This window comes from Paraburkholderia caledonica (assembly GCF_000383275.1).
GTDB lineage: Bacteria > Pseudomonadota > Gammaproteobacteria > Burkholderiales > Burkholderiaceae > Paraburkholderia > Paraburkholderia caledonica.
In genome coordinates, this window is record NZ_KB911038.1 from 13,208 (window position 1) to 28,797 (window position 15,590).

Below are 15,590 nucleotides of genomic sequence, written 5' to 3' on the forward strand. Positions count from 1 at the left end.
CACCGCGCTACGCGAAGTCCGACGGCCCCGGAGGCGGAACGCCGGGAGGCGTTTCTGTCTCGCCCAAAGGATCGCGCTTGGCTTCGTCGTCAGCGGCGGGCAACGAGTCGGCGCCTTTTTCCGGCAGAGGCTGGTCGAGCCCCGGTTCGACCGGTGTCGGGATTGCATCGCCAATGGGCTTCGAGACCTCGGTGGGCGGACCGCCCGGATCGGCCGATTTGTCCTGGTCATGCTCGTTCGGGCTATTGGGCTGAGTGGCCACGGCGCATCTCCAATTGGTAACGGTCATTCATCTGTCAGCAACCGCTGTGCCACGAGTGCGACCTACGCAACCTCATGCTGCGTCTGAAGCGGTTCCCTCGTCCGTCAACGCACGCCGGCTATGCTGCTTCTCCTGTGAAGCGGACGTAAGCGTTGCCGCGTGCCTCGAATCAGCACTTACCTTGTCCGAAGCGCCACGCCGCGTCTTCAAACGAAGAATCGGTTCTTCGATGATTCGCCACGACAGCACCGCCATGCCGAGCGAAATCGCAAACGACGCCCCAATCCCGGCCACATGCGCCCACAGCGGTACCACGCCGCCAAACAACGCTTGCGCATGATGATTGCGCGTCAGGTCCGGAACGAGGTTGTGATACAGATAGAAGCCATAGCTGATGCGTCCGAGGCCCGCAAGCCAGCGCGCTTCCAGCAGAGCCAGCACGACCGTATTCCGGCAGCACGCAATGGAACACACCAGCGCCGCTATGCACAGCCCATACGCGCCGCTGACGACGGTAAAGACCAAGGGATTCTCGATGTCGCTCCACGCCGGCTCGGTTGCACAAAAGCCCACGAGACAAAGGCTTAAAACAAACAGCGTGGCGCCGTGTCCGAGCAAGGCCCGCACACCATGCGCACCACGTGAACCGCGTGCACCGCGTGAACCGCGTGCACCGTCTGCACCGCCGGCGTTCTCCGAAATCATCAAGCCGCCCATTCCACCGAGCGCCAGCAACCAGAAGTTGCTCAACGGATGCGTGTAGATCGTGATCTCCTGCCAATGCGCGGCGCGCATCGCCAGAAGCGAAACCAGTCCCGTCATGACGATCAGCGTGCATACCGCCAGATGCCGCCGCGCTGCGAGCAGCAACAGGAGCGGTGCGACCACGAGATAGAACTGCTCCTCGATGGCAAGACTCCACAAATGCGAGTAGCGCCCCGGCCAGTAGTGCAGCACCGAGCCGATCCAGAAGTTCGACAGGTAGGCGAAGTGATACGGCATGCCGCTCGCGAGTTCCGGACTCGCCATGCCCACGAGCATCAGCGCGCTCATCACCGTGAGCATCAGGTAGTAGATCGGAAAGATTCGCAGCGTCCGGCGAAACAGGAAGCGCTTGAGTGCTGCTCCGAAACCGCTGCCGCCTTGCTCGATGCGCTGCCGCTGGGCCGACAGAATGCGGATGATCAGAAAGCCGCTCAGCGCGAAGAAGATCCATACGCCCAGATGGCCTATCTCGCCGATATCGCCGAATAGCCGGTGTTGCAGAAAGACCATCAGGACTGCAATGGCGCGCAGTCCGTCGAAGCCGGCAATCCTGTTGTTCATGTGAGTGTCTTCCAATGCGAGGGCGGTGCGCGGCGCGCGACCGTTCAGGTCGGTAATGGAAGGACCGGTGCCGCGCAAATGAAAGCTCGATCACGCAAACGAGCAGCGGCAAAGAGAAGGCGTCGCACTGACGCTCAACGCGCCCGCCGGACGCAGGTCGGCAGGCAAGCGTGTCCGGTCCACATGAGTGGCCGCCGTGCGGAGAAGCCTGTTGCGCGGGTTGCGCGAACTCCGACGGTCATGCATGAATTCATCCTACGATGAAAAAAAGCGAAAAAAATCGCATCGAGCGATGAGCCGATTTTTTTCTACGACGCGAGTCGGCCGTCTTTGCTCGTTCCACATGAAAGCCGCAAAAGTTGCTGCAAATCCAATGCGCGGCGAATCACTCTTACCGCATGCCGACAAGCGGATTTCAGATTGCCAGCGCGGCGCTTCGAAAGACAGGCTGCTTGTCAGCACCTACAACGTGACCGCACGGCATCGGCAAGAAGGCGATATCTTGACGCGTTGCTGGATAACTTTCCTGCGAGAACATGAATGGAAATTCGCCGCGGACGCTCCCTCGAAGTGGACTTCTTTCGCGGCGTCGTGCTGATCGTCATCGTGCTGGACCACATGCCCAGCAGCACGCTTTCTCATCTGATGCTGCATGCGTACGCATTGTGCGATTCGGCTGAGGTGTTCGTGTTCCTCGGCGGCTATGCGTCGGCGGCGGCATACACAGCGGTGGTTGCGGCCCGCGGAGAGCGGGCGGCCAAGCTGCGCTTCGTGCGACGCTGCTGGGAAATCTACCGGGCTTATCTGTTGACGGCAGTACTCACGCTGCTGTCGGGCGCGGCGCTCGCATTTCTGCGACTGAATCACCCGATGGTCGAGCTTACCGGCTGGCCGCCGTTCGCCATCCAACCGCTGCATCAGACGTTCGAAATCGCGGTGTTGCGACGGCAGCCCTACCTGTCGAGCGTGTTGCCGATGTACCTGTTCTTCGCGCTCTGCGTGCCCCTCGTGGTGCCTCTGGCGCTGCGCTCGCGCATCGCGGCGCTCCTGCTCAGCACGGTTGTGTGGTGGCTCGCGCGGCCGCTGGCCGGGCTATTGAGCATTGACGACATGGCCGAGTGGGCTTTTAATCCGTTTGCATGGCAACTGATGTTCGTGCTCGGCATTGTGTGCCGGCTCGCACCCATCAGCGAGCAGTTTCATGCTGGCGAGGCGGCGCGCTGGTTCACGCGCGCCGCCATTGCCGCAGTGCTCGCGTTTGCCGCCGTCAAACTGTTCGTGCTGACGCAGCCGTTGGCCGGCACCCTTAAACAGAATCTTTCCGTGGATCGCGTGATCAACTTCATTGTCATTGCCTGGCTTGCCGCGCGGCTCGTGCGCATGGGCGCCATAGCGCGGCTCGCGCAGCGGTTGCCCGCCGTGGTCACCGTGGGCCGGACCGGCCTCGTATGTTTTGTCGGCGGCACGCTGGTGTCGTTGATCGTGGACACAGCGACGCCGCATACGTTTCACGGCTTTCGCGGCGTGTTGATTGGACTGGCCGGAGACTTCGTCGCCATTGGTGCGCTGCTCATGCTTGCGCGCGGCTGGCACGGCTGGAAGGGACAGCAGTTGCGTGCGGCTGCGAGCGGCGCGCGTTGCGGATGAGGGCGTTGTCGCGCCGCATGCGTTTCATGCGAATTCGAAGTGTCCGCGCCTGCGCGCTCGCGGCCACCATCGCCGGTACTCTGCTCGGGCCCGGCGCTCATACGGTGTTCGCCGCGCAGAAGGATGCGCCGCTCGCCATGCGTTGCGCCGAATTCGCGGGCGCCGTGTTGCCGCCGGAAGTGATCGCGTTGCCCACGGCCGGCGCGCAGATCGAGAGCGCGTCGATGGTCGGCGCAACCGCGCCGGGCAATCAGCAAGGCGGCGAGTATTGCCGCATCACGGGTCGCATCAAGGCGCTCAAGGCGACTACACCCGACATCCGCTTCGACCTGAATCTGCCGCGGCGCTGGAATGGCCGCGCGCTGCAAATCGGCGGAGGCGGCTATAACGGCGTCGTGGTGAGCGGCACGGGCGTGATGCCGTTCTCGCCCGATCGCGCGCCCCTCGCGCAAGGCTATGCGACCTTCGGCGACGATTCCGGACATGTCGGCGATTCCTCGCTCGCGGTGTTCGGTCTCGTCGACGAAGCGGTGACGAACTTCGGCTATGCGCATCTGAAGAAGACACACGACGCCGCGCTTGCACTGATTGCGCGCGCTTACGGCCGGCCGCCGCAGCGTATGTACTTTGGCGGCGGCTCAACGGGTGGCCGCGAAGGCTACACGGTGATACAGCGCTTTCCCGACGACTACGACGGCGTGATCGCCAATTCGCCCGCGCTCAACTTTTCGGGCGTTCGCCTGATCGGCGTCAAGCTCGGCCAGGCGGAATATGCAACGCCGGGCGGCTATGTTCCGCCGTTGCTGCTGGAGCAGGTCTATCAACGCACGCTCAGCGTTTGCGACAGGCTGGACGGTGCCGCGGACGGTATTGTGAGCGACGTCCCCGCCTGCCGCGAGCATGAATCGGAAATTATCGAGTCGTTGCGTTGCGCGGGACGCTCGCCTTCGAACGAGCAATGCCTGAGCGAGTCGCAACTTGCCACGTTGATGGTGATGCGCGACGGCTTGTCGCTGCCGTACAAACTCGCCTGGGATGTCGCCGGCTATCGCGGCTACAACGTGTTTCAGGGTACGCACCTGACAGGCTCGCTCGGGTTGGGACATCAAGCGGAGCGCCTCGCCGTGCCCAGATTTTTTGCTAACGGTTATCTGTTCGCGCAAGGCGACGGCTACATACGCTACTTCGTTGCGCGTGACGCGGGCTTCGACTCGCTCAGATTCGACCCGCAACGTCCGGGCAAATATCGCGCACAGTTGACCGCACTTTCCGAAACCATCGGCGCGATGAATCCGGACGTTGCGCGCTACATTGCGCGCGGCGGCAAGCTCATTACGCTGCAAGGTCTCGCCGACGAAGTCATTAGCCCGAATCAGACGATTGCTTACCATCAGGCATTGGTCGATCGCTACGGCGTGGACCAGGTCAATCGGTTCATGCGTCTTTACATGGTGCCGGGTTTTCAGCACGGTAGCGGCGCATTCATTCCTTCGGTGGACCTGCTCGGTGCGCTCGATAACTGGGTGACGCGCGGCGCGTCACCGGAGACTTTGATCGCCACCGACATCGCCGCGGCGACCAATGGACGCTCGCGCCCACTGTGCCGCTATCCGCTGTTTCCACGCTATACGGGCAAGGGCAATGTGAATCTTGCAAGCAGCTTCGTGTGCACGGAACCCTGACCATGTTCTGCGATTCTGCTTCGATGCAACGCGCGACTTCTTTACATTGGAGCCGTTGCAAAATCCACTAACTGGCTGCAAGCGTCGCAGCGCGGCTCGAAAAACAAAAGGACGGCGAGGCCGCGCAGCGGCACCGCCGTCCTTCTTAACGCCACTCGTGCAGCGTTAAAAGCTGCACGAACATCGACCTTCGTTACTGGCCGTTCTTCATCGTGCCGTTGGTGCTGCCCGTACCGTTGCTCATGCCGTTACTGGAGCGATTGGTGGTCGCGCTATTCGGCGACGCGCCGGTACCCGTGCCCATGCCGCCACCGGTGCCGGTCACGCCCGGCGAGCCATAGCCCGAGTCGCCCGGGTGCTTCATCGTGCCGGGGCCCACGCCCGGGGTTGCGGTTCCGCCTGCGCCACCCGTCGTGCCGCCGCCGGCGCCCACACCGTTACCGCCCGAACCGCCTGCCCCCGCGCCAGCGCCACCGCCCGCACCGCCGCCACCGGCCCCGCCGCCGGCCTGTGCAAAGGCTCCGCCCGAGAGTGCCACTACAAGCGCCGAAGCGAAAATCGTCTTGGTAAAGCGTTTCATGGTTCATCTCCATTAGAGTCGATCGATGTCACGCGAGCGCGTCGCACTCACATGCCAGGACTGCCGCAAGCACTGTGCCTTAAGTGCCGGCGCTAGATGCGCCGGCGCAGCAGCATGGCGAGGAATCGAGCATGACGCGTTCCTGGGACGGCGCGGGCCATGCATTCTGGAGGTCTTGAACCGGCACGCGCATTGCCGTTGCGCCCAGCTGATATCGCTACGGAAACCGAACTTTCTTGCAGCGCAGCGAAGGCCTCGGCGCCGAGAATCGCAGCATGCGCCGTCGAGGAGGCTTCCACCGCGGCGCGATCCTTTCGCTGCACGCTTTCGCAGATTCCATTACATTGCGGGTGCGGTCGCGCTTGCGCGTCATTTTCTCCACTTTCACAGCGGTGTCTGCCATCGTCGAATCCATGCAGCCAATCGTCTCAGTCACGAACCTGTCGAAAACCTATGCCAGCGGTTTTCAGGCGCTAAAAAACATCAATCTGGCGATCAACCGGGGAGAAATCTTTGCCCTTCTGGGGCCGAACGGGGCGGGCAAGACCACGCTCATCAGCATCGTCTGCGGCATTGTCAACGCGAGCGAAGGCAGCGTGACGGTCGACGGCCGCGATATCGCCGCCGACTATCGCGGCGCGCGCTCGCTAATCGGGCTCGTGCCACAGGAACTCACCACCGATTCGTTCGAAACCGTATGGGCGACCGTGTCGTTCAGCCGCGGCCTGTTCGGCAAGCCGAAGAACCCTGCGTATATCGAGAAGGTGCTGCGCGACCTGTCGCTGTGGGAAAAGCGCGATAGCAAGATCATCACGCTGTCCGGCGGCATGAAGCGCCGCGTGCTGATCGCGAAGGCGCTGTCGCACGAACCGCGCGTACTGTTCCTCGACGAACCCACGGCGGGCGTCGACGTCGAATTGCGCCGCGATATGTGGAAGCTCGTGCGCTCGCTTGCGGCAAGCGGCGTGACGATCATCCTCACTACGCATTACATCGACGAAGCGGAGGAAATGGCTGACCGCATCGGCGTGATCAACGGCGGCGAAATCATGCTCGTCGAAGAGAAAACCGAGTTGATGCGCAAGCTCGGCAAAAAGCAGTTGACGCTGCAGCTGGAAACCCCGCTCTCCGCGTTGCCGGCGGCGCTCGCAGGCTACGGCCTCGACGTCGCGAAGGGCGGCAACGAGTTGATTTACACGTATGAAGGCGACGGCGGCCGCACCGACATCATTGCGCTGCTCAAGGCGCTCGACGACGCCAGCATCCGTTTCAAGGACCTGCACACCACGCAGAGTTCGCTTGAAGACATCTTCGTGAGTCTGCTTCGAGGTAACCAATGAATCTCTACGCCATTCGCGCGATCTACAAGTTCGAGATGGCGCGCACCTGGCGCACGCTGATGCAAAGCATCATCGCGCCGGTGATCTCCACATCGCTGTACTTTGTCGTGTTCGGCGCGGCCATCGGCTCGCGTATCAAGGAAGTGGACGGCATTAGCTACGGCGCGTTCATCGTGCCCGGACTGATCATGTTGTCGTTGCTGTCGCAGAGTATTTCGAACGCGTCGTTCGGCATTTACTTTCCGCGTTTCACCGGCACGATCTACGAGTTGTTGTCGGCGCCAGTGTCGTATCTGGAAATCGTCGTGAGCTACGTGGGCGCGGCGGCGACCAAGTCGATTCTGCTCGGGCTCATCATTCTCGCGACGGCGGGCCTGTTCGTGCCGCTGCAAGTGCAGCATCCTTTCTGGATGATCCTGTTCCTCGTGCTGACGGCGGTTACCTTCAGCCTGCTCGGGTTCATTATCGGCATATGGGCGGATAGCTTCGAGAAGCTGCAACTGGTTCCGCTCCTGATCATTACGCCGCTCACGTTTCTCGGCGGAAGCTTTTATGCGGTGAACATGCTGCCGCCGTTCTGGAAAGTCGTGACGCTGTTTAATCCGATCGTCTATCTGGTGAGCGGATTCCGCTGGAGTTTCTACGGTCTCGCGGATGTCAACGTCGAGGTGAGTCTCGCGATGACGGCTCTCTTTCTGGCCGTGTTTCTTGCGATCGTTGCGTGGATCTTCAAGACGGGTTACCGGCTCAAGAGCTGATTACTTCTGCTGAAAAGAGAACGGCATGACGGCGCTCGCCGTCATGCCGTTCGCATGAGTTACTGCAACACCGACCCGGTCTACGACACGTACGCTTTCGCGACATTGATCAGCTGTACGCGGTTGCGAACATTGAACAATTGCCGCAGACGCCGCAAGTGATAGTCGACGTTATGCGGCGACAGCCCGAGGAAATACGCAATTTCCTTGTCGCGCTGCCCCTGAACCACCGCCTTCAGTACCGCGTGCTGCAACTCGCTCAGCGTGACGCGCTGCTGCTCGGGCGTCATGCCGATTACGCTTTTCGCGTGCGTCCAGATGAATTCATGAATCGTGTGCGCGAACATCAGCGTTTCCGCGACGATCGATTCGGTCATCCAGCGTGGGTTGCCGATCTCCGAATTGAAGCACAGGCTCGCGCTCAACTCCGGCTCGGGCAGCGGCATCTGCGTGAGGATGCCGCTTTTCCGGCCGGTCTCCTCCAGCATGTCGATCAGGCCGCCGAGCCGCTCGCTGCGCATTTGCGCGCGCGGCAGGTCGGCGCGCATGTCGACCGTGTTCCAGAGGAACGGCATGCCGGTCGGCGAGGCCAGCGCCACGCGCGGATCGAGTTCGAAATAGCGCTCGCGGAAATAGCGCGTCAGCCAGCTTTGCGACTCGTAGCTCGTCAGCACGAACATGGTCTTGCGATGCGCGAACGTGCGCGTGGCCGTATAGCTGAACGAGTTGAAGCCCAGTTGCCTGATGCGTTGCCGCACGAATTCGATGCGGTCCTGCGCACTGCCAAAACGCACCAGCGGACTGATGACGGGCGCGCGCCGTGCGGCGGGCGCGGGCGTGCCGATCTCCTCCTCGGTGAAGAGGGTCAGGAAACCAGCGGGCGCCGCGCCTGTTGCCGCGCGGCTCGATACCATCGATGCGTCAGCCGCGTGGGCTGACTTGGCGGGCTGCCGCGTGCCGGCCGGGTAGGCCGGTTGTGCGGTGACCGCCGGGTTGTATGCTGCGGATGCATGGCCGGATTCGCCCTGCGGCGAACCGGTCAGCCAATGCGGCAGCGTATCGCATTCGTGTTCCATGAAACGGTAGCTCCGGCGTTCGAAACGCGTGAAAGACGACACCCTAATGATTAGCTATTTCCGAAAATTGCGGTAGCCGGTTCCTTGCTATCATTTTCGCGATCTTGCGCTGACAGCCGACCGGTAACGCGGGTGTGACAGAGTTCTCTCATTTGCATACGGCACCTCCTTGGGAATGGACGTGATGACACGAATTCCAAAGCTGACAACGACGCTTGCCTACGACCGCTACATGGCGGGCCAAAAACTGGTGTCGAGCGTGGATCGCCCGTGGCGGCACCTGGTGTTGCGCTCCTATCTCGAACCGGACGAGCAGGAACTGCTGGAAGCACCCGGTCTGCAAGACCTCACGCTGATGACGCTCGCGAGCGGCGCCGAGCATCTCGAGCGCAATCTGAACGGGCGCTGGGAAAGCGCCGACCTTCGAGTGGGCGACGTCTGGTACGTGCCGCCCGCGCCGGTCTCCTGGCGGTGGCGTTCGATCAGCGATAAGCCGCTGTCGACCGTCCATTTACATATTGAGCGCAGCCTGATCGACAGCGTGGCCGATCAGATGGAGCTCGACGGATCGCGCCGCGAGCTATCGCTCAGCGACGCAATGCGGTTCCGCGACCCGCTGGTCGCAGCCATGCTGAACGCATTGCACCGCGCCGCCAGCGATCCGGCCGACTCGCGGCTTTATGTCGATGCGCTGATCCACGCGCTTGCCGCGCATCTTCTTCAACATTATTCAGGCGGCCGGCAAGCGGGGACGGCGCGCCTCGCGCAGCCCGAACGGCTGGTACCGCGCCGCATCCGCCGCGTGACCGAATACATACGCGCGAACCTGGGCGCGGATCTGGCCATTGGCGATCTCGCCGCGCAGGCTGGTTTAAGCAGCTTCCACTTTGCCCGCGTGTTTCGCCGTGAAACTGGCGAAACCCCGCACCAGTACGTGACGCGCTTGCGGCTCGAACAAGCGGCGAAGCTGCTGCGTTCGACCGATCAGACGGTGCTGCAGATTGCGATTGCGGTTGGTTACGAGAATGCCAGTCACTTCTCCGTACAGTTCAAACGCGATTACGGCGTCACACCGCTTGGCTACCGGCTGCGCGGCTGAACAGGCGGATGGCGCGCCAGCAACGGCGGGCAAGTGGACAGTGTAGCCGTAGGCGGGGTTCCGGCAACGGCCGGTGAGAAACGGGGACCGCTGCACTCGCAGGTGCAAGCGACGCCCTCCGAAGCCTGGCGGCGCTGCGCCTTTCGTTCGCGCTTTGGGTTGGCGGCCGGTCGACTGCGCCGTACAAGGGAAGGCTTAGCCGGAATGCCGTCTGTAGGAATCACGCACCTTTCGAAGTGTGCTGTGCATTGCGCGGCTTGCAAACTACGAACATTCGTGGCGCTACGGAGGCGAATCTGGCACGGGGGTGCCGCCTCCACCCGCGCACGCTGTGATTGGCGCCGGGCGTTGCGGGTCGAACTGGCCTGACAGGCGGGTTGCGAACTGTATCTGTCTAAGCCTTGCACGGGACGACAGAATGACCGGCCCACGGCTTGGCCCGAGCCGCATCCGACCGACCATCCTCATCCTCATCCTCATCTCACCGACTTACCGGATACCTAGCGATGACCCGACTTCGAATCACCTCCTGCGGCCACGTCTTTATCGCCGAAACGAATCCCGACGCGCCGCAAACCGTGGCCGCGTTCCTGAAGCTGTTGCCGTACCGCCAGAAGATCATCCATGTGCGCTGGAGTGGCGAAGGCTGCTGGGTGCCGCTCGGCGAGTTCAAGCTCGAGAACGACGGCGCGGCGGTCGGCTTCGAGAATCACACGAGCCATCCGTCGGTCGGCGACATTCTGTTTTATCCGGGTGGCTACAGCGAAACGGAACTCCTCATCGCCTATGGCTCGTGCTGCTTCGCGAGCAAGATGGGGCAGCTTGCGGGCAACCATTTCCTGACCATTGTCGAAGGCAAGGAGAACTTGCGCGAAGTCGGCGTCAAAGTGCTGTGGGAAGGCGCGCAAGACGTACTCTTCGAAAAGATCTGAGCGCTCCCAACATTTGGCACCGCGCCGCGACGCTCGCAGCGCCACAGTTTTTCTACTTACGAGCCAGCATTGACTGGCTCGTATTTCTTCCAGGCCGGTTCTCGGCCACTCTCAGCATTCCACTTAAAGCCGCTTAATTACGCAGATTCCGGATTAAGACATTTGGCAGTTTCCGTCTGAATCGCATTATGCCTTTTAGCTAATTAAAGCTAAAAATTAGCTTTTAGGATTAATCGTATTCGCGAATCCCGGAGGCGACTGCACACTCGCGGTTTAAGCCTTGTTTGCCGGTTAATCCGGGGCGTCCTGAGCCTCTTTATTGCAAATGATACTTAGGATGACATAAGAAAATATTGGCAAAAATTAATCGATTCCGAGTGGGAGGAATGTTGAACAAGACCTATAAAACTGTATGGAACGAAGCGAGGCGCGTGTATGTGGCGGCGTCTGAAGCAGCGAGGAGCGGCGGCGCGAGATGCGCTTCGGTATGCCGGGCCGTGGCCGCTGCGAGCGCTGGTCTGGTCGGCGCGCTGGTGTTTGCGCAGCCGGCTGGCGCTCAGGAATGCGCGCCAGCCGGCTGCGCGAATGTGGCCGACGCGTTGTTCTACGATAGCGCAGCACATGACATGGTGACGCTCGGCAACTCGGGTACTCCCGTCAAGCTGACCAACCTGGCGCAAGCTGCGCTGAACGCGAACAGCACCGATGCGGTAACAGGCGCGCAACTCCACGCAACGAATGACGCGGTCTCGCAGAATTCGGCAAGCCTTTCCAGCCTCGCCAGCAATCTCGACAACGGTCAGATCGGGCTGGTTCGGCAGGACCTCGGTACAGGCAATCTCACCGTTGGCGCAGGCATTGACGGCCGTTCCGTGGACTTCACCGGACTCGGCGGGCCGCGTGAGCTGGTCGGCGTCGCGGCGGGCACCGGAGCGCAGTCGGCGGTCAATGTGACCCAACTCAAGCAGGTCGTGTCGACACTGGGCGGCGGCGCATCCGTCAGTGCGAGCGGCTCGACAGTCGGCCCGAGGTACTACGTGCAGTCTGCCACGCAAACCACCGTGGGCAACGCGCTTACTTCGTTGGACGCGGGCATCACGTCGCTGCAGTCGCAAATCGTGTCCGGCAGCATCGGCCTCGTCAAACAGGATCTTGGTACGCGCGACATCCTGGTTGGGCCGTCGTCTACAGGTATTCGGGTCAACGTAGCGGGCTTGAACGGCAACCGCACGGTCACCGGCCTGTCGCGCGGCGCGATCGGCGCGTCGAGCACCGACGCCGTGAACGGTGCGCAACTGTACGGCAACGCGGCGAGTGTGGCCGCGGCGCTGGGCGGCGGGTCGGCGGTCAATGTAGATGGCACCGCAAAGGCCCCTGCCTACAACATCGGCGGAGTTACATATGGCGACGTCGGATCGGCCCTGGCGGCAGCCGTCACGACGAGCGTTGCAACCAGTACCGCGACGAGTACGGCGGCAGGCGCGAGCGCGATCGCGGCGGCCACCGCCAATTCGGTCCAATACGACTCTTCCGTGCACGACAGCATGACGCTCGGCAGCGCCGGCGCGCCGGTTCGCGTGACCAACGTCAGCGCTGGGCAACTCACGAGCGACAGCTTGGACGCAGTAAACGGCGGGCAACTGTTCGCAGCCAATCGGGCGATCGCGTTGAACAGCGACAACATCGCGACCCTCGACGGGCGCGTCGGCACCAACACAACGAACATCGCCAATCTCGATCAGCGCGTGAACGTGAACACAACGAAGATCGCCGGGCTGGACACGCGCACCACCACGCTCGAGGGCAACCTCACGAACGTTGCGAACCAGATCACGAACGGCGAGATCGGGGTCGTCCAGCAAGACCTGGTGTCGCGCATCATCAGCGTTGGACAGAATACGAATGGCGCACGCGTCGATTTTGCGGGCACCGGCGGCGCACGCCAATTAACCGGCGTCGCAGCGGGCCGCACGGACACGTCGGCGATCAACTTCGCGCAGTTCAGTCCGGTCGTGGCCGGACTTGGCGGCGGCGCACAGATCGGTATCGACGGTTCGGTGATTGCTCCGTCGTATCACGTGCAGGGCAGGACGCAGAGCAACGTCGGCGATGCGCTCGGCTCGCTCGACAACGGGTTGACCACCTTGCAGCAGAAAGTCGAGGTGGGCGGCATTGGCCTCGTAACGCAAGATCCGGCCTCACGCGTCATCCAGATCGGCGCGTTGACGGACGGCCGGGCAATCAGCGTGGCGGGCACGCTGGGCAATCGCGTGGTGACCGGCGTCGCGCGGGGCTCGCTGAACGCGGCGAGTACTGAGGCGGTCAACGGCTCGCAACTCTTCGCGCAGGCAGCGAGCACGGCCACGGCGCTAGGCGGCGGGTCCACGGTAAATGCCGACGGCTCGATTAGCGCGCCGTCGTACAGGGTGGGCGGCCAGGTGGTGAACACTGTCGGCGGCGCGCTCAGCAATCTCGATGGCCGCGTCACGCAGAACAGCGGTGATATCGCCGGCTTGCAAAACGCGGTCGGCCGCATCGGCGGAACGGTCGCGAACGCGCTGCAGTACGACAGCTCGGCCCATGACAAGGTCACGCTCGGCGGCATATCGGCTAATGCGGCAACAGTGCAGTTGACCAACCTGAAGAACGGCGAGGTCTCGGCAACCAGCAGCGACGCGGTCACCGGCGCGCAGCTGTGGCAAACCAACCAGCAGATCAGCAGCATCGACAAGAGCGTCAAGAACTATGCGGCCACTGGCAATGCCTACATGGCCGTCAACAGTTCCGCAGAAGCTCCGCAGGCCACCGGAAACGGTTCGCTGGCCTTGGGCGGCGGCGCGCAAGCATCGGCTGCAAACACGGTCGCGCTTGGCGAAGGGGCGGTCGCGGATCAGCCGGATACAGTCTCGGTAGGCTCGCCGGGCAACGAGCGACGTATCACCAACCTCGCGCCGGGACAGGCGGCGGGCGACGCCGTCAACATGCAGCAGCTCCAAAGCGGCATGGGCGATCTCGCCCGGCGCGCCTATGCCGGAACGGCTTCGGCAATGGCGATGAACATGGTTCCCGACGTCGACGCGACGAAGAACCTCGCAATCGGCGTGGGCACAGCGGGCTACATGGGGTATCAGGCGGTGGCGGTCGGGCTGTCGGCGCGCGTCGCGCAGAATTTCAAGGTGAAGCTGAGCGCGGGCATTAGCTCGGTGACGACTTCGGTGGGCGCCGGCGCCGCGTATCAGTGGTGAGGAGGTGAAGCCAGGCGGCGAGAGGTGCCGGTGGCGGGCACCCCACCGTGCAAACGGCGGGGTGCGGGTGCGGCTTACTGGAACAGTTTCATCGCTTGCGCGAGCGTGTTGTACACGCCCCACGCAAGGGGAACCATCACATACAGCCAGAATACGGCGAGCTTGACCTTGTTGGTCGGGTGTACGGGTTGAACGGTCGACATGCGAGTCTCCTTATGCGCCCTTGGCGACTTGTGCGTCGGTCATGTGATGCTTGTCGTCCACACGCTTGACCAACAGATTGCAGATGAAGCCGATCACCAGCAGCACGGCCATGATGTGAACCGTCATCGTGTAGGCGTCCGCTTTTGCCACGCCGTGCGCGACTTCATAGGCGCGAATGTAGTTGACCAGCACCGGGCCCGCAACGCCAGCCGCGGCCCACGCGGTCAGCAAACGTCCATGAATGCCGCCGACGAATGCCGTGCCGAACATGTCGGCGAGATAGGCGGGCACCGTCGCAAAGCCGCCGCCGTACATCGTGAGGATGATGCAGTAGGCCAGCACGAAGAGCGCCATCTGACCGGACGCGGCGAAACTCGGCACCAGGAAATACAGCACCGCGCCGAGCACGAAAAAGATGAAGTAGGTGTTCTTGCGGCCGATCCAGTCCGAAGCCGATGCCCACGCGAAGCGGCCACCCATGTTGAACAGCGACAGCAGGCCGACAAAGCCGGCTGCGGCGGCCGCCGTCACGGTGCCCTTGAAGCTTTCCTGAATCATGACCGAAGCCTGGCCGAGAATGCCGATGCCCGCAGTGACGTTCAGGAACAGCACGAGCCAGATCAGATAGAACTGCGGCGTCTTCAGGGCCTCGTCGATGTGCACGTGGTTGCGCGTGATCATCTTCTGCTGCGAGGTTTGCGGCGGAGTCCAGCCTGCCGGTTTCCAGTCCGCCGGCGGCACGCGAATCGCCAATGCGCCGATCGACATCGAGATGAAGTACACGATGCCGAGCACGATGAAGGTTTCAGCTACGCCGATGCTCGTTGCGCTGCGGAAGTGATTCATCAGCGCGACGGACAGCGGCGCCGCGATCATCGCGCCGCCGCCGAAGCCCATGATCGCCATGCCGGTCGCCATGCCGCGGCGGTCCGGAAACCAGCGTATCAGCGTCGACACCGGCGATACGTAGCCCAAGCCGAGCCCGATCCCGCCGATCACGCCATAGCCGAGATAGAGCAGCACGATCTGGTGCAAGTACACGCCCAGCGCGGAAATAAGGAAGCCGCCGCCGAAGCAGCAGGCAGCCGTGAACATCGTGCGACGCGGGCCGACGTGTTCGAGCCACTTGCCGGCGAACGCCGCCGACAGGCCGAGGAATACGATCGCGAGCGAAAAGATCCAGCCGAGAGAGGTCAGCGACCAGTCGTCCGCAGTGGATTGCGTGATGCCGATAACCTTGGTCAGCGGGCCGTTGAACACGGAGAACGCATAGGCCTGGCCGATACAGAGATGAACGGCAAGTGCTGCGGGCGGAACCATCCAGCGCGAAAACCCGGGTTTTGCGATGGTGGCTTCCTTGGAAAAGAATGGCGCGGAGCCTGAATTGTGCTGCGGCTCGGTGATACTGCTCATGGTCGGTCTCCCGGAAAGCGAAGTCT

14 protein-coding genes are annotated in these 15,590 nt (G+C 62.5%); 8 read left to right on the forward strand and 6 right to left on the reverse strand.

Annotated features, from left to right (window positions below):
- Positions 1 to 7 precede the first annotated feature (7 nt).
- Both H281_RS0115430 and H281_RS0115435 read right to left on the reverse strand, forming a co-directional pair.
- Positions 8 to 262, reverse strand: coding sequence for a hypothetical protein (locus H281_RS0115430; protein ID WP_020068028.1), 255 nt, complete (start codon positions 260 to 262; stop codon positions 8 to 10).
- Between the two features lie 72 nt (positions 263 to 334).
- Positions 335 to 1,588 carry an acyltransferase family protein gene (locus tag H281_RS0115435; RefSeq protein ID WP_027804630.1) on the reverse strand — a complete coding sequence of 418 codons (1,254 nt, stop codon included), beginning with the start codon at positions 1,586 to 1,588 and terminating at the stop codon, positions 335 to 337.
- Between the two features lie 244 nt (positions 1,589 to 1,832).
- On the opposite strand from H281_RS0115435, the gene H281_RS36860 reads away from it, so the two are divergent.
- From H281_RS36860 to H281_RS0115445, 3 genes are read left to right on the forward strand one after another with little or no spacing between them, the layout of a single operon-like run.
- On the forward strand, positions 1,833 to 2,186 hold the full coding sequence (locus tag H281_RS36860) for a hypothetical protein (protein ID WP_164701894.1): 354 nt from the start codon (positions 1,833 to 1,835) through the stop codon (positions 2,184 to 2,186).
- Positions 2,129 to 3,235, forward strand: coding sequence for an OpgC domain-containing protein (locus H281_RS0115440; RefSeq protein ID WP_020068030.1), 1,107 nt, complete (start codon positions 2,129 to 2,131; stop codon positions 3,233 to 3,235). The genes H281_RS36860 and H281_RS0115440 overlap by 58 nt, the downstream gene beginning before the upstream one ends.
- 26 nt (positions 3,236 to 3,261) lie before the next feature.
- Positions 3,262 to 4,917: a tannase/feruloyl esterase family alpha/beta hydrolase gene (locus H281_RS0115445; protein WP_241077887.1), complete on the forward strand. Its 1,656-nt coding sequence runs from the start codon at positions 3,262 to 3,264 to the stop codon at positions 4,915 to 4,917.
- Positions 4,918 to 5,110: 193 nt separating this feature from the next.
- Here H281_RS0115445 and H281_RS36865 read toward each other — a convergent pair whose 3' ends face one another.
- Complete coding sequence (locus tag H281_RS36865; RefSeq protein WP_020068032.1) at positions 5,111 to 5,497, reverse strand: hypothetical protein; 387 nt, start codon at positions 5,495 to 5,497, stop codon at positions 5,111 to 5,113.
- Between the two features lie 413 nt (positions 5,498 to 5,910).
- On the opposite strand from H281_RS36865, the gene H281_RS0115455 reads away from it, so the two are divergent.
- Positions 5,911 to 6,837, forward strand: a complete 927-nt coding sequence (locus tag H281_RS0115455; protein WP_027804631.1) for an ABC transporter ATP-binding protein — start codon at positions 5,911 to 5,913, stop codon at positions 6,835 to 6,837.
- Positions 6,834 to 7,595: an ABC transporter permease gene (locus H281_RS0115460; RefSeq protein ID WP_020068034.1), complete on the forward strand. Its 762-nt coding sequence runs from the start codon at positions 6,834 to 6,836 to the stop codon at positions 7,593 to 7,595. The genes H281_RS0115455 and H281_RS0115460 overlap by 4 nt, the downstream gene beginning before the upstream one ends.
- Before the next feature lie 80 nt (positions 7,596 to 7,675).
- Here the strand turns inward: H281_RS0115460 and H281_RS0115465 are convergent, their stop codons facing one another.
- The gene (locus H281_RS0115465) at positions 7,676 to 8,671 is read right to left on the reverse strand and encodes a helix-turn-helix transcriptional regulator (protein ID WP_027804632.1); all 996 of its coding nucleotides are present in this window, start codon (positions 8,669 to 8,671) and stop codon (positions 7,676 to 7,678) included.
- 175 nt (positions 8,672 to 8,846) lie between these two features.
- Here H281_RS0115465 and H281_RS0115470 point away from each other — a divergent pair, with 175 nt between their 5' ends.
- The 3 genes from H281_RS0115470 to H281_RS0115480 all read left to right on the forward strand — a co-directional run bounded on the left by H281_RS0115470 (position 8,847) and on the right by H281_RS0115480 (position 13,947).
- Positions 8,847 to 9,770 carry a helix-turn-helix domain-containing protein gene (locus tag H281_RS0115470; RefSeq protein ID WP_020068036.1) on the forward strand — a complete coding sequence of 308 codons (924 nt, stop codon included), beginning with the start codon at positions 8,847 to 8,849 and terminating at the stop codon, positions 9,768 to 9,770.
- A 506-nt stretch (positions 9,771 to 10,276) separates the two neighbouring features.
- Complete coding sequence (locus tag H281_RS0115475) at positions 10,277 to 10,702, forward strand: DUF3830 family protein (RefSeq protein ID WP_020068037.1); 426 nt, start codon at positions 10,277 to 10,279, stop codon at positions 10,700 to 10,702.
- A 386-nt stretch (positions 10,703 to 11,088) separates the two neighbouring features.
- Positions 11,089 to 13,947, forward strand: a complete 2,859-nt coding sequence (locus H281_RS0115480) for a YadA-like family protein (RefSeq protein ID WP_020068038.1) — start codon at positions 11,089 to 11,091, stop codon at positions 13,945 to 13,947.
- 74 nt (positions 13,948 to 14,021) lie between these two features.
- Here H281_RS0115480 and H281_RS0115485 read toward each other — a convergent pair whose 3' ends face one another.
- Both H281_RS0115485 and H281_RS0115490 read right to left on the reverse strand, forming a co-directional pair.
- On the reverse strand, positions 14,022 to 14,150 hold the full coding sequence (locus H281_RS0115485) for an MFS transporter small subunit (protein WP_020068039.1): 129 nt from the start codon (positions 14,148 to 14,150) through the stop codon (positions 14,022 to 14,024).
- A 10-nt stretch (positions 14,151 to 14,160) separates the two neighbouring features.
- Positions 14,161 to 15,564, reverse strand: a complete 1,404-nt coding sequence (locus H281_RS0115490; protein WP_020068040.1) for an L-lactate MFS transporter — start codon at positions 15,562 to 15,564, stop codon at positions 14,161 to 14,163.
- Positions 15,565 to 15,590 lie beyond the last annotated feature (26 nt).

Coding starts and splice junctions, on each gene's coding strand:
- H281_RS0115435 (WP_027804630.1), bottom strand. CDS start 1,588: ATGAACAACAGGATTGCCGGCTTCGACGGACTGCGCGCCATTGCAGTC.
- H281_RS36860 (WP_164701894.1), top strand. CDS start 1,833: ATGAATTCATCCTACGATGAAAAAAAGCGAAAAAAATCGCATCGAGCG.
- H281_RS0115440 (WP_020068030.1), top strand. CDS start 2,129: ATGGAAATTCGCCGCGGACGCTCCCTCGAAGTGGACTTCTTTCGCGGC.
- H281_RS0115445 (WP_241077887.1), top strand. CDS start 3,262: ATGCGAATTCGAAGTGTCCGCGCCTGCGCGCTCGCGGCCACCATCGCC.
- H281_RS36865 (WP_020068032.1), bottom strand. CDS start 5,497: ATGAAACGCTTTACCAAGACGATTTTCGCTTCGGCGCTTGTAGTGGCA.
- H281_RS0115455 (WP_027804631.1), top strand. CDS start 5,911: ATGCAGCCAATCGTCTCAGTCACGAACCTGTCGAAAACCTATGCCAGC.
- H281_RS0115460 (WP_020068034.1), top strand. CDS start 6,834: ATGAATCTCTACGCCATTCGCGCGATCTACAAGTTCGAGATGGCGCGC.
- H281_RS0115465 (WP_027804632.1), bottom strand. CDS start 8,671: ATGGAACACGAATGCGATACGCTGCCGCATTGGCTGACCGGTTCGCCG.
- H281_RS0115470 (WP_020068036.1), top strand. CDS start 8,847: ATGGACGTGATGACACGAATTCCAAAGCTGACAACGACGCTTGCCTAC.
- H281_RS0115475 (WP_020068037.1), top strand. CDS start 10,277: ATGACCCGACTTCGAATCACCTCCTGCGGCCACGTCTTTATCGCCGAA.
- H281_RS0115480 (WP_020068038.1), top strand. CDS start 11,089: ATGTTGAACAAGACCTATAAAACTGTATGGAACGAAGCGAGGCGCGTG.
- H281_RS0115485 (WP_020068039.1), bottom strand. CDS start 14,150: ATGTCGACCGTTCAACCCGTACACCCGACCAACAAGGTCAAGCTCGCC.
- H281_RS0115490 (WP_020068040.1), bottom strand. CDS start 15,564: ATGAGCAGTATCACCGAGCCGCAGCACAATTCAGGCTCCGCGCCATTC.